Below are 15,031 nucleotides of genomic sequence, written 5' to 3'. Positions count from 1 at the left end.
GTTGCGTCAGCTCTTGGCCGTGGCGGACGCTGCCACAGGCAACGGCGCTGGCTGCATCGCGGGCATCGTCGGCGCCCGCAACGGCATCCCGGGCTGCGGCTGCGGTGCCGTCGGCGCGATCCCCGCGCCAACGCCCGCGGGCACCGGATCGACCTTACGAGATACCGTCGGCTCGGGGTCCACCAGTTGGCCCGGGAGCGCAGTCAGGTCCTCCTCCACCAAGTTGGCGACCAGCTTGGCCTTTCCGCGCGTGAGCGTTGTGCCCTTTTCCGTCACGGACGCCACCGTGTACCCGCGGATCGTGGCGCCCACCTTGGCGGGATACAGTTGCCCCTGCCAGCGCACATAGCCGCGCAATTCCTTGCGAATGCCGAGCGCGGACGCGTCCACCCCATAAACGGCCACGGTCTGAGGGCCCCGGTCTTTGGGCACAGCGGCGACTGCGCCGGCAGGAGCGGCCGATACGATGGGCGGCGGCGCGCCCTTGGCGAGTTCCTGATCGAGCTGCTGCTCAGCCAATTGCGCATCCTTGGCGATCAGGCGCTGCGTCTCGGTCGTCGGCTTCGCCTCCTCGGCTCGTGCACCGAAGGAACTGGCCAGCGCGAGCGCCGCGAAGGTGATCAAGGTTCGTTTCATCGGGATGCGCGGGAAACCCCGTCCTTCAGGACGGGGATGGATAGCGCGGCGTGCGCAGCACGCCCTTCTCCCGCTTCTCCTTTGTAGATGCTATCTTTGGTTCGAAAGTGGTAGCCATATCCATCGGCCCGCTGCACCAGCGAGCAATGGCGATGACTGATGCCCTGTACGACACCATTCGGCGTTTGGATGTTGAATGAACCTGATGCCCGTACTGCAACGCGGCCCGCATAGGTACCGGCCTTCTTTCCGCTTGGCACGACAGCGTGCACTCGGTCGCCTGTTTGGAATCCCTTAACCTGCTTCTGGCGCATCAAGTAACCGCGCGGGAACCCCGAGGCAGTCAGCCGCGTGCGCTGGTAGCTGCCACGCCCCGTCGCTTTCACTTCAAGAGTGGGTCGCTGCCAGCCGGTGATGGCGTTGACGTCGCCGACGCACGCCGCATCCAGTGCATGGGTCTTTGGAATGGTGTACGCGGCCCGGTTGAACTTGGTTCGGCCTCCCGAGGCGAGTTCAAGGGGCAGGCCCGTGGCCCGCAAAGCGTTCGCCAATGCCCAGCGCGTCGCGTTGACGGCAGCGGCATCCGTCAGTGGACGCGATGCGGTCGCAAGTATCCGGGCCAGACGTTTCGGGTCGTCGACGTACTGACGAATGTCCTTTGCACCCTTGTCCTGGTTGCAGGGGCCGCAAGCCAGTCCAAGGTTGCCGATGCGGTTCGTGCCGCCTTTTGCCCTCGCAGTCAAGTGCTCGATCTGAAGCGGGCGGTCCGTCGCGTCGCAATAGATGCATGTGCGCCTCCATTTTTCGAGCAGGTATTCGCGCACCTCGTAACCGGCGAGCGTACCCTGTTGGTACTCGACGCCAGAAATTTCCGGATTTTCCATTGCCTGCATGTCAAAGCGCACCAGCTCAGACGAGACGCCATTGACGGGAGCCCAACGGCGGATGCGCTGGACCCATGCCATCGTCGTGTCCACGCGATGCTGGAGCGATGGCGCGAGCCAGCCTGCCGGGCGCGTACGATTCAGGAAGCGCGGCGCCCGATAGCGCAGGTTCGCGCTGCGGCGACGCCGGCGCATGGAGCGGCGAGCCGTCAGCCCTTCGCTGATCTGGCCGCCACGATGCACGAGTTCGAACAGGTTCAACACTGCCGCACCACGTCGGATCTCCCCGGATACGGAGCAAGCCAGCTCCGTATCGCGCACTAGCGCCCCCCCGGTCATCTTGCTGCCTGGGTCCAACTTGATACGCAGGGGCTGAAACTCGCAGTCATCGACCGTGCGGTCAACCAGACGGATAACGGCCGGCACAACGCGATGCACGCGCGCCCGGCGACGCTCAAGCAGCAATCGAGCGCGCTTCTCGGTGCATGGCATGAGCGGCTTGCCATGCTTGTCCAGAACAAAAACCGACATGATCGGCTCCTATATAAGTGCCCTTACGGGCCTTGTAACGCCTTCCTCACGGAAGGTCTCCCCTCGGGCAGGTTGTGCAGCAGATTGGGATGACTCCCGGCGATAGCCCGTTTCGTGCCTACCCGTGGCTTGTCTGCCGCCATCGCTTCCAGAGCGCCGAACTGAGGAAGCATTCGGCGGTGGGTCTGCGCACTTCTGCACAACGTAGCGGGCTGGTTACCGCTTGCCCTGGTCAATCTCGGGCTCTTGGGATCGCTCCCTCAAGCCCCTCCCTTCAGGGAGGGGTTATTGACGAATGTTTCCTCAGTCGTCAGTCTTGCGCGTAGGCCGTGCCGTTGAGCGCGAGCATGAACTTGGATTGCTTGAGGGCAGGCTGCGCGTCCAGATCGACGGTGACCGCGATCTTGTCGAGCGTGACGGTGCGTGGGAACGCCACGATTTCGGTCGCGTTGCGCATCGGCCCTTCCAGTTGCCACGAAGCGGTCCGGTAGGCATGCTCGACCCCAATGGAACCGGCGGGAATGACGCCGAACAGGGCCGCATCTCCCAGCACAGCCTTGCCGGCGACCGGGCGCAGCGTCTGCAGCGTCGAGCCGAATCCCGCACGCAAGGCCATCGGCTTGGGCGGTTGAACCAGCAGCGCCGTCAGTCGTATCTCCGGACCCACGTCGAAACCGCCCTGCACCACCACTTCCTTGTCCTCGTTGCGGAAGATCGGGTTGGCCATGTCATCCGGCAACGCAGCCAGAAAAGTCATATTGGTCGCGCCCTTGGTCGTGGCCTTGACCTCGTAGACCAGCGTGCAAGCAGTCCTCGGCGTGACGACCCGGTCGCAGGCCACTGTCTTGAGCGTCCACCCACCGATCTGCAGCGGTACCGCGCTCGTGAACCAGGCCATGAAACGAGGGACTGCGGTGGACGCGAGCGCGACCGGCACGCTTGCACGGGAGGCTATGTCCTCCGCGTAGAGTTCGGCCGGAGACTTCTGCGGCGGAGGCGGGTGCATCTTTGCCTGATAGGCGCGATAGGCCTGCGCGCTGTACTGCCAACCGACGATACCAAGCACGGCGAGCACGCCAAGCACGATGGTCTGCTTGCGCTGCGTGATGGCGCTCGGCCTCTTCAGGAGGGCGTGTGGACCCAGGCCCTCCGCGATCTGCTCGAGCGTGAACGGCACGTGGACAGCGCGCGTATCGGGCGGGAATAGCCCCTGAATCTCGGGAGCATTGCCCGCCAGCTTGAATTGGCCGTCGCACTTCGAGACAAAATCCACCACCAGCGCCGCCAGTTCCCGCTCGTCGCTGATCACCTGGTCAAAGCCTACCCGTGGCCGGCCCTTCACGATCCCACAGACCAAGTACCCGACGTGAGTTCCGTGTGCCTGCAGGTGGAACACGAACAAGGCATTCGGGGACAGTTGGGGAATGCGCGCGAGCGCGGCCGCCGCCGAGTACAGCTTGTCCTTGAGCTTCACCTGGGCATCGGCAGGCCCGAGATAGCCCATGTGCAAGGCCGACTCTTCGTGCCAGATCCGGGTGGCGCGGACTTCCTTCGCGACGCGAGCAGAAAGCGCTGCCGGCGCGTCGCTGCCGGTCAGCGTCCGCCATTGCATCCCGAAGGCAACCTTTTTGCCGTGGATGTCGAGGATCATTGTCCCAGTGCTCCCTGGTCCTGCACCATCACGGTCAGCAGCACCAGCGTGAAGGTGCGCGAGCGCGTTGCAGCCAGACTGCCGCCGGCCAGCAACGGCAGGTGTTCGGCCAACGTACGGTGCGTCGTGGAGGTGTCGTTCTGGTCGAACGCCGTCACGATCACGGTCTGACCGTTCCGGACCGTCACTTCCTGCCCGTTGATACCATTACCGGCGATCTTCGGAACCTCGACCGTTTGCTGAAACGCGCCAGTGCCCGAGGTCCTGGACTGGATTGGACCATCGAGGTCCGATTTGTCGAACGCGATGGTCATATTTACGTCATCGCGAGAGGTGGCATCGGGGAACAAAGCCAACTTGAAGCCGACCGTTCCTGTCGACGTTGTGATCCCCGGGGTTCCGCCAGTGCCGCCCACCGTCGATGCTGCAGGAGTGGTGTTCGACACGTACGTAAACTGACGCCGCGTGTTGTACTGCGCGCCGTGGCGGTTGCGCATTGCAATCGGCACCGTCGTCGACGTGGTCGCAGTCCCGTACTGTTTGAGCGCGTTGATGATCGCCTGCGTCCCATTGAAGCCGCCAGACGTAATGGACATGCCCACGCTCCCGGCATCGGCGCCGACCAGAGATGTCGGCGACAGTGCGGTCAGCGAAAAGCCCGGGACGTGTTGCAGCGCCTTGGTCAGCAGGACGTTCCAGTCCGCTCCTGCCTGCCCGCTGTCGGTGATCGTGAAGTCCACCGTCTGGAATTTCGCGTAGACCATGCGCGAATAGATTGCAATCTGTTTGCGGACGATCTCGTCCGCCCTATCCACGGCTTCCTTCGTGTCGGTCAGGGCCAGCAAGCCCGTCGACGGATTGATCGACATAGAGCCGGACACAGTCAGCACCGGCTCGATGCTCTTTCCGATGTTCTCGAAGTCGTCCAGATCCTTTGCCTCTGCCTTGGTCGCCGTATCGATCTGGACGGCCTGCCCGGCCGCGCTGCCACTGGTGCCGTTGGCTTGGGTGGTTTGACGGAACTCTGTCGTGAACGAACTCTTCCCCGGGCGGATGGGCAGTTGCCACATCTTGGTGGAGAGGCGGTAGAAGCGGATGACGCTCTTGCTCGGCACATATTCCCAGTTGATCGACAGCCGCGTGGCGATGAGGTCGAGCATCGTGGCCAGCGGCATCTTCTCGCTTTGCTTGAACTCGACATTCAGGGCGGTTTCAACGAGCGGAACAGCCTGGTTCGCGGTCCCGCCGGCGGCGCTAGCGAGTCCGGCCGGAAGCGGGCCGCCTAGCGTCGGCGCCGGGCCGATCGTCGGTGCCATGCTCGGCGAACTACCATTGGCCGTCCGGCTGTTCGCAGTCGCCGCGGCTGCGCCGCGCGGCATGAGCGCAGCCGGAGGAAGGTACACATCGTTTTCGATCTTGACCGGAATGCCGGTGGCCATGGTGATACGCTGACCGGCCACCGCCAGCGGCATGGACCGGTCCGGGAAGACGATCAAGGTGTCGACATCCTTGCGCAGCGCGAGCGGGAGCGTCACATTCCTCGAAGTGGGCACCGCGCGGCCGGCCAGGAAGGGCTTGTCCACCTCTTGCGCGCGCTCGATCGCGGCGCGGTCCCTGCGCATGCGCGCGTACAGCGAATCGGTCATCTGGTCCGAACTGGCCTGCAGGGTATCGACGGCCTTCTGGTTGCCTTCGAGCAGTTGCGGCGAAACGCAGCCCGAGAGGATCATCGTGGTCAGCAGCGCGCCAGCGACGGGACGCGCGAGAGTTTTTAGTGTCATTTCGAGTTGAGATCCGGTTATTGGCTCGGGTCGCACTTCGTGGTGGCCTTGACCACCCGCACGCGCTTGTTCGAGTAGAAGCACGGCTGCAGAGCGAAGTCGGTCAGTTCCGTCGAAGCGAGCAGATGGCGCACGGCTGCCTTGAAGTCACCGTCGAAGCTGTCGGCTCCCTCCACGGGGACATCGCTGTCCAACTCCCACGGCGCCAACGTCCAACCGGCGCGCGGTGCCCATCCTTCGATGACCTGGCGGAACGTGCCGTCGCCCGGGGACACCACCCAGCTCGTCGGCGCGGCCGGCTCGCTAGGCACCGTTGCAATGGGACCGGGCACGGCAGCCGGCACGATATCGCTCTTCGAGTCGATGAGGGACACCGCCGCTACCGGCACGGTGCTGGGCGCCACTACGGTAGGAGCAACCGGCACCGACACTGCAGGAGCAGGCACGCTGCGCTTCGTCACGCTGGCCAGCGGCTGCCAGCCAGAACCCGAGAGTGGCTTAGTAGGCTCGAAGCTGCCGACAGGCTCGACGCCGAACGGCGAGGCCACCACTGCGGCATTTGCACACGCGCTGGCGGCGATCACCCCGACGGTGGCCAGAATCCGGCCGAGCCGGGGATGGCGAGAATACTGAGACATGGTTGCGTTCCTTCGGTTATCGGGTCTGCGTGCGCAGCAGCACTTGGTAGATGAGAGTGGCGTATCTCAGCCTTTTTTCGGGCGCGCCAGCGTTGTAACAACCCACGGCGGTCCAGGTCGCACCATTCCGGTCAAGGCAATCTCGTAGCACCCACGCGCCGACATAGGCGTTCACGCATGGGTCAAAGAGCGACTGGCGCGTGATGCCATAACGGGCCAGCCTCGGCAGGTGGACCGAATTGATTTGCATGAGGCCGATGTCCTCGGTGCCATTGGCATTGCGATTCACTGCACTCGCTCGCATGCCGGACTCGTGCTGCGCGATCGCACGCAGCAGGACCGGGCTCAACTGCTGGTATTGCGCGGCGTCGTCTAGACAATCGGCATGCGCTGCAGGGGCAAGCACGATGACCGCCGCGCTCAGAACGGATTGGACGCGCGTCATCGGGCCGCTGCTCGCTCGTAGAAGCGCACTTCCGGCACGCGATCGACCTGGACTACATTGCCGTCAGCGATGACCGTGAGGTGATCCGAGATCCCGTTGAACCTGTAGAAGCGGTCCTTTTGCTCGCCACGACCCTCCCGGCTTTCGCCGAACACCGAGATGCTCGCCATCGACTTCGCAAAGCTCAGGTACGTTGCGCCGTCCTTCTCGAAGATGCGCTCGAGGCCGGCACCGTTCTCCGTTGGAAACAGATAGGCGATACCGGGAACGCGCGCGACTTCGACGGACTTGCCACCGCCGGTCACACTGAACTGATCGACAGTGGCGAAGCTGAGTACTCTCTCGGCATCGTTCCAGTCCAGATCGAGCACCTTGCCGCCAACATCCCGCACTACGAGGCCCTTCGGCTGTTCGTCAAAGCGGATTTCGATCTTTCCGTTCTTCGCATCCCGGATCGCCATGGCGTCGAACGCGCTCGCCAGAGACGGGCCCTCAGGAAGAGCACTTCCGACGGACGCAATCGCCGGGCCCGCAGCGTCTTCCTTCACCTGCGCCGGCGCTGCCACTTCCAGCCGTCCCGCCACCGGCGCGGAGCCGCGGGCGACGCCCTCTACCGCGAAGCCCTTGGGCGGCGTGCCGCGCAGCGCAATGTTTCTCCGCCCGAAATCGACCTCGGCGTACAGATTGCGCTGCTCAAGCACCCGACCCAACACCTGAAGCCAGTTTTCGCCGCCGTGCGTGTCGATACTCACGTCGTCGGTCAGTGCGATATCCTTCTGTGCGGTGCCGCTCCAACCGGTCGGCGCGATGGTCCGGACCATCTGCGCCAGCGGCAGCGCCGAACGGCCAGGCCTCACCAGCGGAAGGTTCGTGTAGCTCCCGATCAGGGCGATGCGCCCCGAGATAGCCGCCAAGGAACTCGGAAGGTCCCCGACCGAATTGGCAGGCTCCGACGTGAAACCGTTGGCCCGCTTCCACCGGGCAACGACCAATTGCCCGCTGACGGTGTATCGCACCACGTCCGGCACACCGTCCACTACCCAATACGGGCCGTTCTGCTGTGCGCCTTCGGCCTGGACCTGCTGGCCGGAACGCGGCTGGATATAGGTTGCCGAACCGTCATTGAAGATCAGCGCCGGCCGGTCCACCGCCCGCGCGACCACCTGATAGTCGAAATCGAGCGGGTCCGTATCTGCCGCGAGCGCGGTTCCGCTCGCTGCCAACACCAGCGCGGAGAGGAGGAGCCGTTTGATCATTTTTTTGATTCCAACTGCGAGAGATGATTCATGAAGCGCTGGAAGTACGGGCCGCCGCGCGCGGGGTCGGCACTGTGGTACCAGGCCACGGCCTTGACCGAAGAGCCGCTACGCTGCAGGTTCTCTGCCAAAATGCTTTCCGCGACGCGGATGTTCGTCGCCGGCGCGAGGGCGGCCCAGGCCGACTCGAAGCGCCGGCCGTGGTAGCACCAGTTGACCTGCATGAGACCGACATCGAAATCGCACCGTTGTGCAGAAATGAGTTGTTGGATCGCCGCATAGGCGTCCTCACGCGTAGCAAAGAACATCCCGCGACCAGCAACGTTGAGCGTCCACGGCCACGGCCTGCCGCGATACGCTGACTCGTTCATCGCGATGCCGGCTAGTATCTTGGGATCGATCCGCTCGCTCATCTGCGAAAACGCTTCCGTCTTCGGTGCGCAGGCCCATCCGCCCTGTCGCTCCGTCATCGCGGCCTGAGCTGCTTCGACCAGCGCGGCCGGCCGCAACCAGCCTTCGCGGGCAAGCAGCGTTGCGATCGGCTGCTTCGTGCCGCCGAGCGTGACCTCTGCGCCGGCGGCGCCACCAGGCCCGATCTGCGCCCCGATCAACTTCGCCGACCAGCCGAGAAATGCGTCCAGCCCGCAGTACAGGACTGGGCGGCCTTCGATCGTGTGCACCCGTGGCTGGCCGTCGGCACGGACCACGATTGCGTTCGGGCTAATGACTGCCTCGATCGTCGCCGCGTGCGCGCAGGCGGCGCCAAGAGCAAGCACCGAGAGAGAGGAGCGAATGTACTTAATCACGATATGGCTCCAGCACCATGTCGTGATTGACCTGGACCATCATCTTCTGGCCCGGTTTCGTAGTGATGGTCGGCCGAATCCCCTGATTGCGATTCAGAATCGTTTGGGCCGTCTGCGTGGCCACCTGCCCGGCTGCGTTGCTATATGCCGTCACCCCGCCGGCGCCGAACGTGGTGGCCGTGGGGGTGTCGTTGAAGCGAAGCTGCAACGCGCCAATGACAAGCGCTCCCCCGAAGATCTTCCAGAAATGGCTATTGACGTCGCCGCTGATGCCCGCATAACCATTCGGATCAGCGCCCTGCATGCCGAGCAGCGGTACGGTCTTCTTGTTCGGGAGCTGCATTCGGATGAACGCCGCGAGAAGCCGCTCTTGCCCGACTGCGATATCGCTGTTGTAGACGCCGACCAGCGTCGAGCCGGCAGGGATGACTCTGCAGTCCCCCTTCACCGTGTCGTACACATCCTGCGTTACCGTCGCGCGAAACTCGCCCGGCTTGTCCGAATTCATGCCCCCAACGAAGTTGGCCGGGATGACGAACCCGCGACTGAGGGTGCACTTGGGCAACTTGCCATCAAAGCTCGTCCGCTGCGTGGACGCTGCCGCCGCGTCTTTCAGAAACTGCTTGTCGCTCGAGATGGACGCGGCCGTGGGTTCGTTCGTCGCGGCCGCAGTCGCGGCAGCCGTGCGCGCGGCCGCCGCCTGCTGCAGTAACCGCATCTGCACGGGGTCCGTGACATCCACGAGGCCCGCGGAGGGGGCCTTGACCTGGTTGATCTGGGACTTCCGGTTACCCGTCTTGAAAACCGGTGAGGTGTAGATGGAGTCAAGCTCATTCTTGGCCGCATCTGGGCCCGATTTCTCCACCTGGCCGCCAAGATCGCGCGCCGTCATCACAGGTGTCTTGCCACCGGCGTCCGGCTTCACCGCAAGTTGCCGCTGCCGCTCCGCTTCTTCGCGTGCCTTTTGCTGCTGATCGCGGATGGTCCGATCAAGGGACTGTCCGCCCTCGGCAGTGTCCGCGCGTTGCTTGAGCTGAGCCGCGCGATCCTCCTCGGCCTTCGCGTCCAGCTTTGCATCGGCCTGCGACTGATAGAAGTAGCCGAGCACGCCCACCAGCACCGCTGCCACTGCACCCAGTGAATACACGATATTGCGCGGCAGCTTGCCCTTGACGGTGCGCTCCTGCGCGTCGCTCACATCGGAGACGTTCTTGTCCCGGTTGCCCCTGTCGCGACGCATCAGAACAGCCCCAGGATGCGACGACGGCCGCGCTCAACCTTCACCTCCGCGTCGCCCGAACGCAGCGCGATGGTCGCGGCCAGCCGCTGCACCACCAGGTAGTCGCCGCGACGGATGAAATTGACCACGACGAAATCGCTACCGTCCTTTATCAGAGCTACCGGCCAGTCGGCGCCATTTGGGATCCGCAGCCAGACAGACTTGCCGTCGTCGAAGACCGTCTCCGGTTTGAAATCCGCGCTACCGGAAATGTTGTAGTCGAAATTGAGCTTCTCCGGAGAGACTGCAACGGTATCGGCGCCTCCCACGTGCGCATCCGGCCCTCCCTCGACCTCTGCCTGCTCAGCACGTTCGGATCGTCCCTCGTTGCGCGCTCTTACCTTCGCAGAAATCGAGGCCGGAATTCGAAAGCGAACCTTCTGGTAAAAAATGCCGCCCAAGGGGGACGAGACCAGCGTGAATTCGTAGCTACGCTTGTTGGTGTTCACCGACAAGGTGTTGACCAAACCAGGGGCCTGAGGTTTTACATACAGATGGTTTGCACCGTCGGTATCGTAGTCCCACCGGACACTCTCACCCCACGCCGGGTCGCCCACGATTTGCTCGTCGTCCGGGAACTCGATTGTGGTCATCTTCAGCGGCGCGCTGAGCACGCGGAAGATCTGGTCGCGGTTGTAGGTAAAAACCACAAGTCGGGAGTCGCCCGGCAACGCGATCGGCTCCACCCCGCCGTTGAACGGATTGGCAGGATTCATGGCGTCGCTGAGACTGCCAATGCCCAAACCAGGCAGCCCCAGTTTTCCGGCTTGCGGTTTTTCAGCGGTATGCCCCTCGGGGGACGACAACAGCATGGCCACTGCAAGGGCTAGGGCAATGGCGGTGAACCGGGAAGTGATACGAGATTCCATAGCGAGCGGGCCAGAGCCGTCGTCAGACGGCAGACTTTTGAATGCTGAAGAAAACTGGGTAGATGCCGAACGGGTTGGGGCCGAGCGCTGCGTCGCTCTGCGGTGGCTTCACCTGGTATCGAAACGTGATCGCGTACCGCTGGCGGCGAGGCTTGAACCCATCTTCCGTTGTGGTGGTGATGAACTCGACCACTACCGTGTTGTCAGGAAGCACCGCGATGTTCGTCACCTTTGGCTCTCGGACCAGGGTCGGCGAGGCGCTGATGGCACGAAACGGTGCATCGTCGTCGACCCATGACTGAAACTGGTCGCGTGCAGACCCGATCATCTGGTCTCGCACCGTCCGCAGGGTCCGCGACATCCGGGAATCCTCGATCTGCGGGGTAAGGATCGGTTCGATGGTGTACATGCGCATCACCAGGTCCTTGAACGCCCATTGCAGTTGCAGACTCTGCGGCACGTAGGATTCGAGCTCGCGCGTGATCGGCTTGCCGGTCGCATCGCTCGACACGCCAACCACCTTTACGACCGACGGTGGCGCTTCGCGCGTCATGATTGCCGCCAACGCCAGAACAGCAGCAACGAAGGTGGCGATCTTCCAGTGGTTCCGATCAACGACGATACGCGTGGTCCGGTCGAAAATGAGCTTCTCGGGGCTCTCACCGGCATACATCCCCGGTGCCACAGCCACGGCTTTGGTCTGATCGGATTTCTTGGAGAAGAGCTTCATCGGGATGCGCGGGAAACCCCGTCCTTCAGGACGGGGATGGATAGCGCGGCGTGCGCAGCACGCCCTTCTCCCGCTTCTCCTTTGTAGAGGCGATCTTTGGAACGAAAGTGGTAGCCATATCCATCGGCCCGCTGCACCAGCGAGCAATGGCGATGACTGATGCCCTGTACGACACCGTTCGGCGTTTGGATGTTGAATGAACCGGATGCCCGTACTGCAACGCGGCCCGCATAGGTACCGGCCTTCTTTCCGCTTGGCACGACAGCGTGCACCCGGTCGCCTGTCTGGAATCCCTTAACCTGCTTCTGGCGCATCAAGTAACCGCGCGGGAACCCCGAGGCAGTCAGCCGCGTGCGCTGGTAGCTGCCACGCCCCGTCGCTTTCACTTCAAGAGTGGGGCGCTGCCAGCCGGTGATGGCGTTAAGGTCGCCGACGCACGCCGCATCCAGTGCATGGGTCTTTGGAATGGTGTGCGCGGCCCGGTTGAACTTGGTTCGGCCTCCCGAGGCGAGTTCAAGTGGCAGGCCCGTGGCCCGCAAAGCGTTCGCCAATGCCCAGCGCGTCGCGTTGACGGCAGCGGCATCCTTCAGCGGACGCGATGCGGCCGCAAGTATGCGGGCCAGACGTTTCGGGTCGTCGACGTACTCGCGTACGTCATTTGCACCCTTGTCCTGGTTGCAGGGGCCGCAAGCCAGTCCAAGGTTGCCGATGCGGTTCGTGCCGCCATTTGCCGTTGCGGTCAAGTGCTCGATCTGAAGCGGGCGGTCCGTCGCGTCGCAATAGATGCATGTGCGTCCCCACTTCTCGAGCAGGTATTCGCGCACCTCGTAACCGGCGAGCGTACCCTGTTGGTACTCGACGCCAGAAATTTCCGGATTTTCCATTGCCTGCATGTCAAAGCGCACCAGCTCAGACGAGACGCCATTGACGGGAGCCCAACGGCGGATGCGCTGAACCCATGCCATCGTCGTGTCCACGCGATGCTGGAGCGATGGCGCGAGCCAGCCCGCAGGGCGTGTGCGATTCAGGAGACGCGGCGCCCGATAGCGCAAGTTTGCGCCGCGGCGACGCCGGCGCATGGAACGGCGAGCCGTCAGCCCTTCGCTGATCTGGCCGCCACGATGCACGAGTTCGAACAGGTTCAACACTGCCGCACCACGTCGGATCTCCCCGGATACGGAGCAAGCCAGCTCCGTATCGCGCACTAGCGCCCCCCCGGTCATCTTGCTGCCTGGGTCCAACTTGATACGCAGGGGCTGAAACTCGCAGTCATCGACCGTGCGGTCAACCAGACGGATAACGGCCGGCACAACGCGATGCACGCGCGCCCGGCGACGCTCAAGCAGCAATCGAGCGCGCTTCTCGGTGCATGGCATGAGCGGCTTGCCATGCTTGTCCAGAACAAAAACCGACATGATCGGCTCCTATATAAGTGCCCTTACGGGCCTTGTAACGCCTTCCTCACGGAAGGTCTCCCCTCGGGCAGGTTGTGCAGCAGATTGGGATGACTCCCGGCGATAGCCCGTTTCGTGCCTACCCGTGGCTTGTCTGCCGCCATCGCTTCCAGAGCGCCGAACTGAGGAAGCATTCGGCGGTGGGTCTGCGCACTTCTGCACAACGTAGCGGGCTGGTTACCGCTTGCCCTGGTCAATCTCGGGCTCTCGGGATTGCTCCCTCAAGCCCCTCCCTTCAGGGAGGGGTTATTGACGCCCGGCGACTTCCTCTTGGATGCCGCCAATTGAAACAGCGAAAGCCCCAACGCAGAGGGTCGAAAGCTATGCGATTTTCGAGAGCATTCCGCTTTAAATCGCCTATCTGCCTTCGATGAGGTCCTCGCGCATCGCCCGCCCCTCGGGCCGCTGACCTCGACTCGTTCGACTACCTGGCGAAGACCTCTTCGACCCTCTCTCTATGGCGTCTCGTGGCCAAGAACGGGTTTTTGACCGAAAGCTGGCATTTTGAGTGCGCCTTTCCGAGATCAACTCAATATCGTGATATTGGCGTCGAACGGAACAGCGAAAGCGCATTCGCATTTTTGCCGAATGCTCACGAAGATCGCATAGCTTTCGCTCCACACGCGGCGATCAAGCCCGCCAACAATAGCGGGCATGGATCCAGTAGCCGCCAACCACCCTTTCCTGCAGTTGAGTCAACTCGAAGAGAGCGCCGTCGCGATGTTCTTCGAGTCGCTGTCTCCCATTCGCCCGCACTTCGAGGCGCCCGACGTCGCCGAGATCATGATCAACAACCACCGCAGCGTATGGATTGAGCGACGAGGCGAGCTGCTCCGGCTGGATATCGAACTCGAACCAGCCAAGGTCGAAGGCGCAGTGCGCGCCCTGGCCTCGTCAGTGCAGAAGTCCGCCGTCCGCGGCACGTCCCAGGGGATCATCAACGCTGGCCACAAGGGCTTGCGTATCGCCGCGGTCATGCAGCCGACTGCGATCGACGGCCACGCGCTGAGTATCCGGCGGCATCGGGATACAAAGCTGAGCCTCGCCGACTACGCACAAGCCGGCGCCTTCTCGTTGCGCCACGCCCGAAGCGCCGAGGCCGATCGGCCTATCTTCAACGGAGTCGTCGAAGACGAAGCGTTGGCGGACGCTCTGACACAGTTGGTAGTTCGCCGGAAAAGCGTTCTGGTCGCCGGCGGTACTTCATCCGGGAAGACCACCTTCCTGAACGCACTCGTCGAAGTGATCCCGCCATCCGAGCGGGTCGTGACAATCGAAGACACGATGGAACTCAAGCCGCAAGTACCGAACACGGTCCGGCTGCTTTCGAACACCGACAAGAATGTCACGACGCAGCAACTCGTCGCGCTGAGCTTGCGCTTTCGGCCTGACCGGATTCTCGTGGGCGAAGTCCGCGGTGGAGAAGCGTTCGACCTGCTTCAGGCCCTCAATACCGGACATGACGGCGGTATGGCGTCCCTTCACGCCAACAGCGCGCCTGCGGCGCTGGCCCGGCTGGAAAGCTTGGCCATGCTCGGCATCCCCCAAGGCTCCCGCTGGGAACTCGACGACATGCGGAAGCTGATCGCCGAGAGTTTCAACTATGTGGTGCACATGCGCCGCACGGGAGAGACCAGACACGTTTCCGAGATCGTCGAGATCAAGGGAGCGCGCAAGAACGGATATGACCTCCAACGCGTTTTTTGACCACGAAACCAAATCATGCTGAATCGCACCTTCCACCGCACTGCACCGATCGTTCGCGAATACACCGCCCCGGTCGTATTGCTGGCCGCGCTTCTCACCGTCGCTCCCCCCGCTTTCGCCCAAGAGATTGCCGCCTTCTCGAATCTCGGGATCTTCGTCTGCGGTCTTGCGACGTTTATCAACACGAAGTACCTATTCGTTGGCGGTCTCGTCCTCTTGGTCTTCGGTTTTATTTCTTACGCTGCCTCCGAATCCACGCTGATAAAGGTTCTGTCGGTCCTGATCATGGGTGTCGGCCTCGCGGCTGCGGCGCCGTCGATCATGAAGCAGTTCGGCATTGGTGCCGCCTGCACGGGGTTCTAGC

14 protein-coding genes are annotated in these 15,031 nt (G+C 63.1%); 2 read left to right on the top strand and 12 right to left on the bottom strand.

The features are described from left to right. Window positions 1-6: 6 nt before the first annotated feature. The 12 genes from ACWTPI_RS34075 to iscB (ACWTPI_RS34020) form a co-directional block, all read right to left on the bottom strand. Window positions 7-636 carry a hypothetical protein gene (locus tag ACWTPI_RS34075; protein WP_063923077.1) on the bottom strand — a complete coding sequence of 210 codons (630 nt, stop codon included), beginning with the start codon at window positions 634-636 and terminating at the stop codon, window positions 7-9. Beyond that, window positions 633-2,051 carry an RNA-guided endonuclease IscB gene (gene iscB / locus ACWTPI_RS34070; RefSeq protein WP_082080036.1) on the bottom strand — a complete coding sequence of 473 codons (1,419 nt, stop codon included), beginning with the start codon at window positions 2,049-2,051 and terminating at the stop codon, window positions 633-635. Before iscB (ACWTPI_RS34070) ends, ACWTPI_RS34075 begins: the two co-directional genes overlap by 4 nt. 310 nt (window positions 2,052-2,361) lie before the next feature. Next, a complete protein-coding gene (locus tag ACWTPI_RS34065; protein ID WP_059414547.1) occupies window positions 2,362-3,702 on the bottom strand; it encodes a type 4b pilus protein PilO2 in 1,341 nt (446 codons plus the stop codon). Then, window positions 3,699-5,483 carry a protein PilN gene (locus ACWTPI_RS34060; RefSeq protein ID WP_059414550.1) on the bottom strand — a complete coding sequence of 595 codons (1,785 nt, stop codon included), beginning with the start codon at window positions 5,481-5,483 and terminating at the stop codon, window positions 3,699-3,701. The genes ACWTPI_RS34065 and ACWTPI_RS34060 overlap by 4 nt, the downstream gene beginning before the upstream one ends. Before the next feature lie 17 nt (window positions 5,484-5,500). After that, window positions 5,501-6,121: a toxin co-regulated pilus biosynthesis Q family protein gene (locus tag ACWTPI_RS34055; protein ID WP_059414551.1), complete on the bottom strand. Its 621-nt coding sequence runs from the start codon at window positions 6,119-6,121 to the stop codon at window positions 5,501-5,503. A gap of 16 nt (window positions 6,122-6,137) precedes the next feature. Further along, window positions 6,138-6,566, bottom strand: a complete 429-nt coding sequence (locus tag ACWTPI_RS34050) for a lytic transglycosylase domain-containing protein (protein ID WP_059414553.1) — start codon at window positions 6,564-6,566, stop codon at window positions 6,138-6,140. Next, window positions 6,563-7,822, bottom strand: a complete 1,260-nt coding sequence (locus tag ACWTPI_RS34045) for a hypothetical protein (protein WP_059414556.1) — start codon at window positions 7,820-7,822, stop codon at window positions 6,563-6,565. The genes ACWTPI_RS34050 and ACWTPI_RS34045 overlap by 4 nt, the downstream gene beginning before the upstream one ends. Then, window positions 7,819-8,628 (bottom strand): transglycosylase SLT domain-containing protein, encoded by an 810-nt coding sequence (locus ACWTPI_RS34040; RefSeq protein WP_059414560.1) that lies wholly within the window; start codon window positions 8,626-8,628, stop codon window positions 7,819-7,821. The genes ACWTPI_RS34045 and ACWTPI_RS34040 overlap by 4 nt, the downstream gene beginning before the upstream one ends. Next, window positions 8,621-9,868 carry a TrbI/VirB10 family protein gene (locus ACWTPI_RS34035; RefSeq protein ID WP_059414565.1) on the bottom strand — a complete coding sequence of 416 codons (1,248 nt, stop codon included), beginning with the start codon at window positions 9,866-9,868 and terminating at the stop codon, window positions 8,621-8,623. The genes ACWTPI_RS34040 and ACWTPI_RS34035 overlap by 8 nt, the downstream gene beginning before the upstream one ends. After that, window positions 9,868-10,776, bottom strand: a complete 909-nt coding sequence (locus ACWTPI_RS34030) for a TrbG/VirB9 family P-type conjugative transfer protein (RefSeq protein WP_059414571.1) — start codon at window positions 10,774-10,776, stop codon at window positions 9,868-9,870. Before ACWTPI_RS34030 ends, ACWTPI_RS34035 begins: the two co-directional genes overlap by 1 nt. Window positions 10,777-10,798: 22 nt before the next feature. Beyond that, window positions 10,799-11,506, bottom strand: a complete 708-nt coding sequence (locus ACWTPI_RS34025) for a type IV secretion system protein (RefSeq protein WP_059414574.1) — start codon at window positions 11,504-11,506, stop codon at window positions 10,799-10,801. Beyond that, window positions 11,503-12,921, bottom strand: coding sequence for an RNA-guided endonuclease IscB (gene iscB / locus ACWTPI_RS34020; RefSeq protein ID WP_082080039.1), 1,419 nt, complete (start codon window positions 12,919-12,921; stop codon window positions 11,503-11,505). Before iscB (ACWTPI_RS34020) ends, ACWTPI_RS34025 begins: the two co-directional genes overlap by 4 nt. A gap of 693 nt (window positions 12,922-13,614) precedes the next feature. Here iscB (ACWTPI_RS34020) and ACWTPI_RS34015 point away from each other — a divergent pair. Together ACWTPI_RS34015 and ACWTPI_RS34010 are read left to right on the top strand one after the other, a co-directional pair. Then, window positions 13,615-14,667, top strand: a complete 1,053-nt coding sequence (locus ACWTPI_RS34015) for a CpaF family protein (RefSeq protein ID WP_059414576.1) — start codon at window positions 13,615-13,617, stop codon at window positions 14,665-14,667. A 15-nt stretch (window positions 14,668-14,682) separates the two neighbouring features. Continuing rightward, window positions 14,683-15,030 (top strand): hypothetical protein, encoded by a 348-nt coding sequence (locus tag ACWTPI_RS34010; RefSeq protein WP_059414579.1) that lies wholly within the window; start codon window positions 14,683-14,685, stop codon window positions 15,028-15,030. Window position 15,031 lies beyond the last annotated feature (1 nt).

Source organism: Cupriavidus ulmosensis (assembly GCF_977008105.1).
This window is presented reverse-complemented; position numbering and strand designations above follow the sequence as displayed.

Excerpts from the sequence above, each read along its gene's own strand:
- ACWTPI_RS34025 (WP_059414574.1), bottom strand. The coding sequence starts at position 11,506 with ATGAAGCTCTTCTCCAAGAAATCCGATCAGACCAAAGCCGTGGCTGTG.
- ACWTPI_RS34060 (WP_059414550.1), bottom strand. The coding sequence starts at position 5,483 with ATGACACTAAAAACTCTCGCGCGTCCCGTCGCTGGCGCGCTGCTGACC.
- ACWTPI_RS34010 (WP_059414579.1), top strand. The coding sequence starts at position 14,683 with ATGCTGAATCGCACCTTCCACCGCACTGCACCGATCGTTCGCGAATAC.
- ACWTPI_RS34015 (WP_059414576.1), top strand. The coding sequence starts at position 13,615 with ATGGATCCAGTAGCCGCCAACCACCCTTTCCTGCAGTTGAGTCAACTC.
- ACWTPI_RS34075 (WP_063923077.1), bottom strand. The coding sequence starts at position 636 with ATGAAACGAACCTTGATCACCTTCGCGGCGCTCGCGCTGGCCAGTTCC.
- ACWTPI_RS34045 (WP_059414556.1), bottom strand. The coding sequence starts at position 7,822 with ATGATCAAACGGCTCCTCCTCTCCGCGCTGGTGTTGGCAGCGAGCGGA.
- ACWTPI_RS34050 (WP_059414553.1), bottom strand. The coding sequence starts at position 6,566 with ATGACGCGCGTCCAATCCGTTCTGAGCGCGGCGGTCATCGTGCTTGCC.
- ACWTPI_RS34030 (WP_059414571.1), bottom strand. The coding sequence starts at position 10,776 with ATGGAATCTCGTATCACTTCCCGGTTCACCGCCATTGCCCTAGCCCTT.
- ACWTPI_RS34035 (WP_059414565.1), bottom strand. The coding sequence starts at position 9,868 with ATGCGTCGCGACAGGGGCAACCGGGACAAGAACGTCTCCGATGTGAGC.
- ACWTPI_RS34065 (WP_059414547.1), bottom strand. The coding sequence starts at position 3,702 with ATGATCCTCGACATCCACGGCAAAAAGGTTGCCTTCGGGATGCAATGG.
- iscB (WP_082080036.1), bottom strand. The coding sequence starts at position 2,051 with ATGTCGGTTTTTGTTCTGGACAAGCATGGCAAGCCGCTCATGCCATGC.
- ACWTPI_RS34055 (WP_059414551.1), bottom strand. The coding sequence starts at position 6,121 with ATGTCTCAGTATTCTCGCCATCCCCGGCTCGGCCGGATTCTGGCCACC.
- iscB (WP_082080039.1), bottom strand. The coding sequence starts at position 12,921 with ATGTCGGTTTTTGTTCTGGACAAGCATGGCAAGCCGCTCATGCCATGC.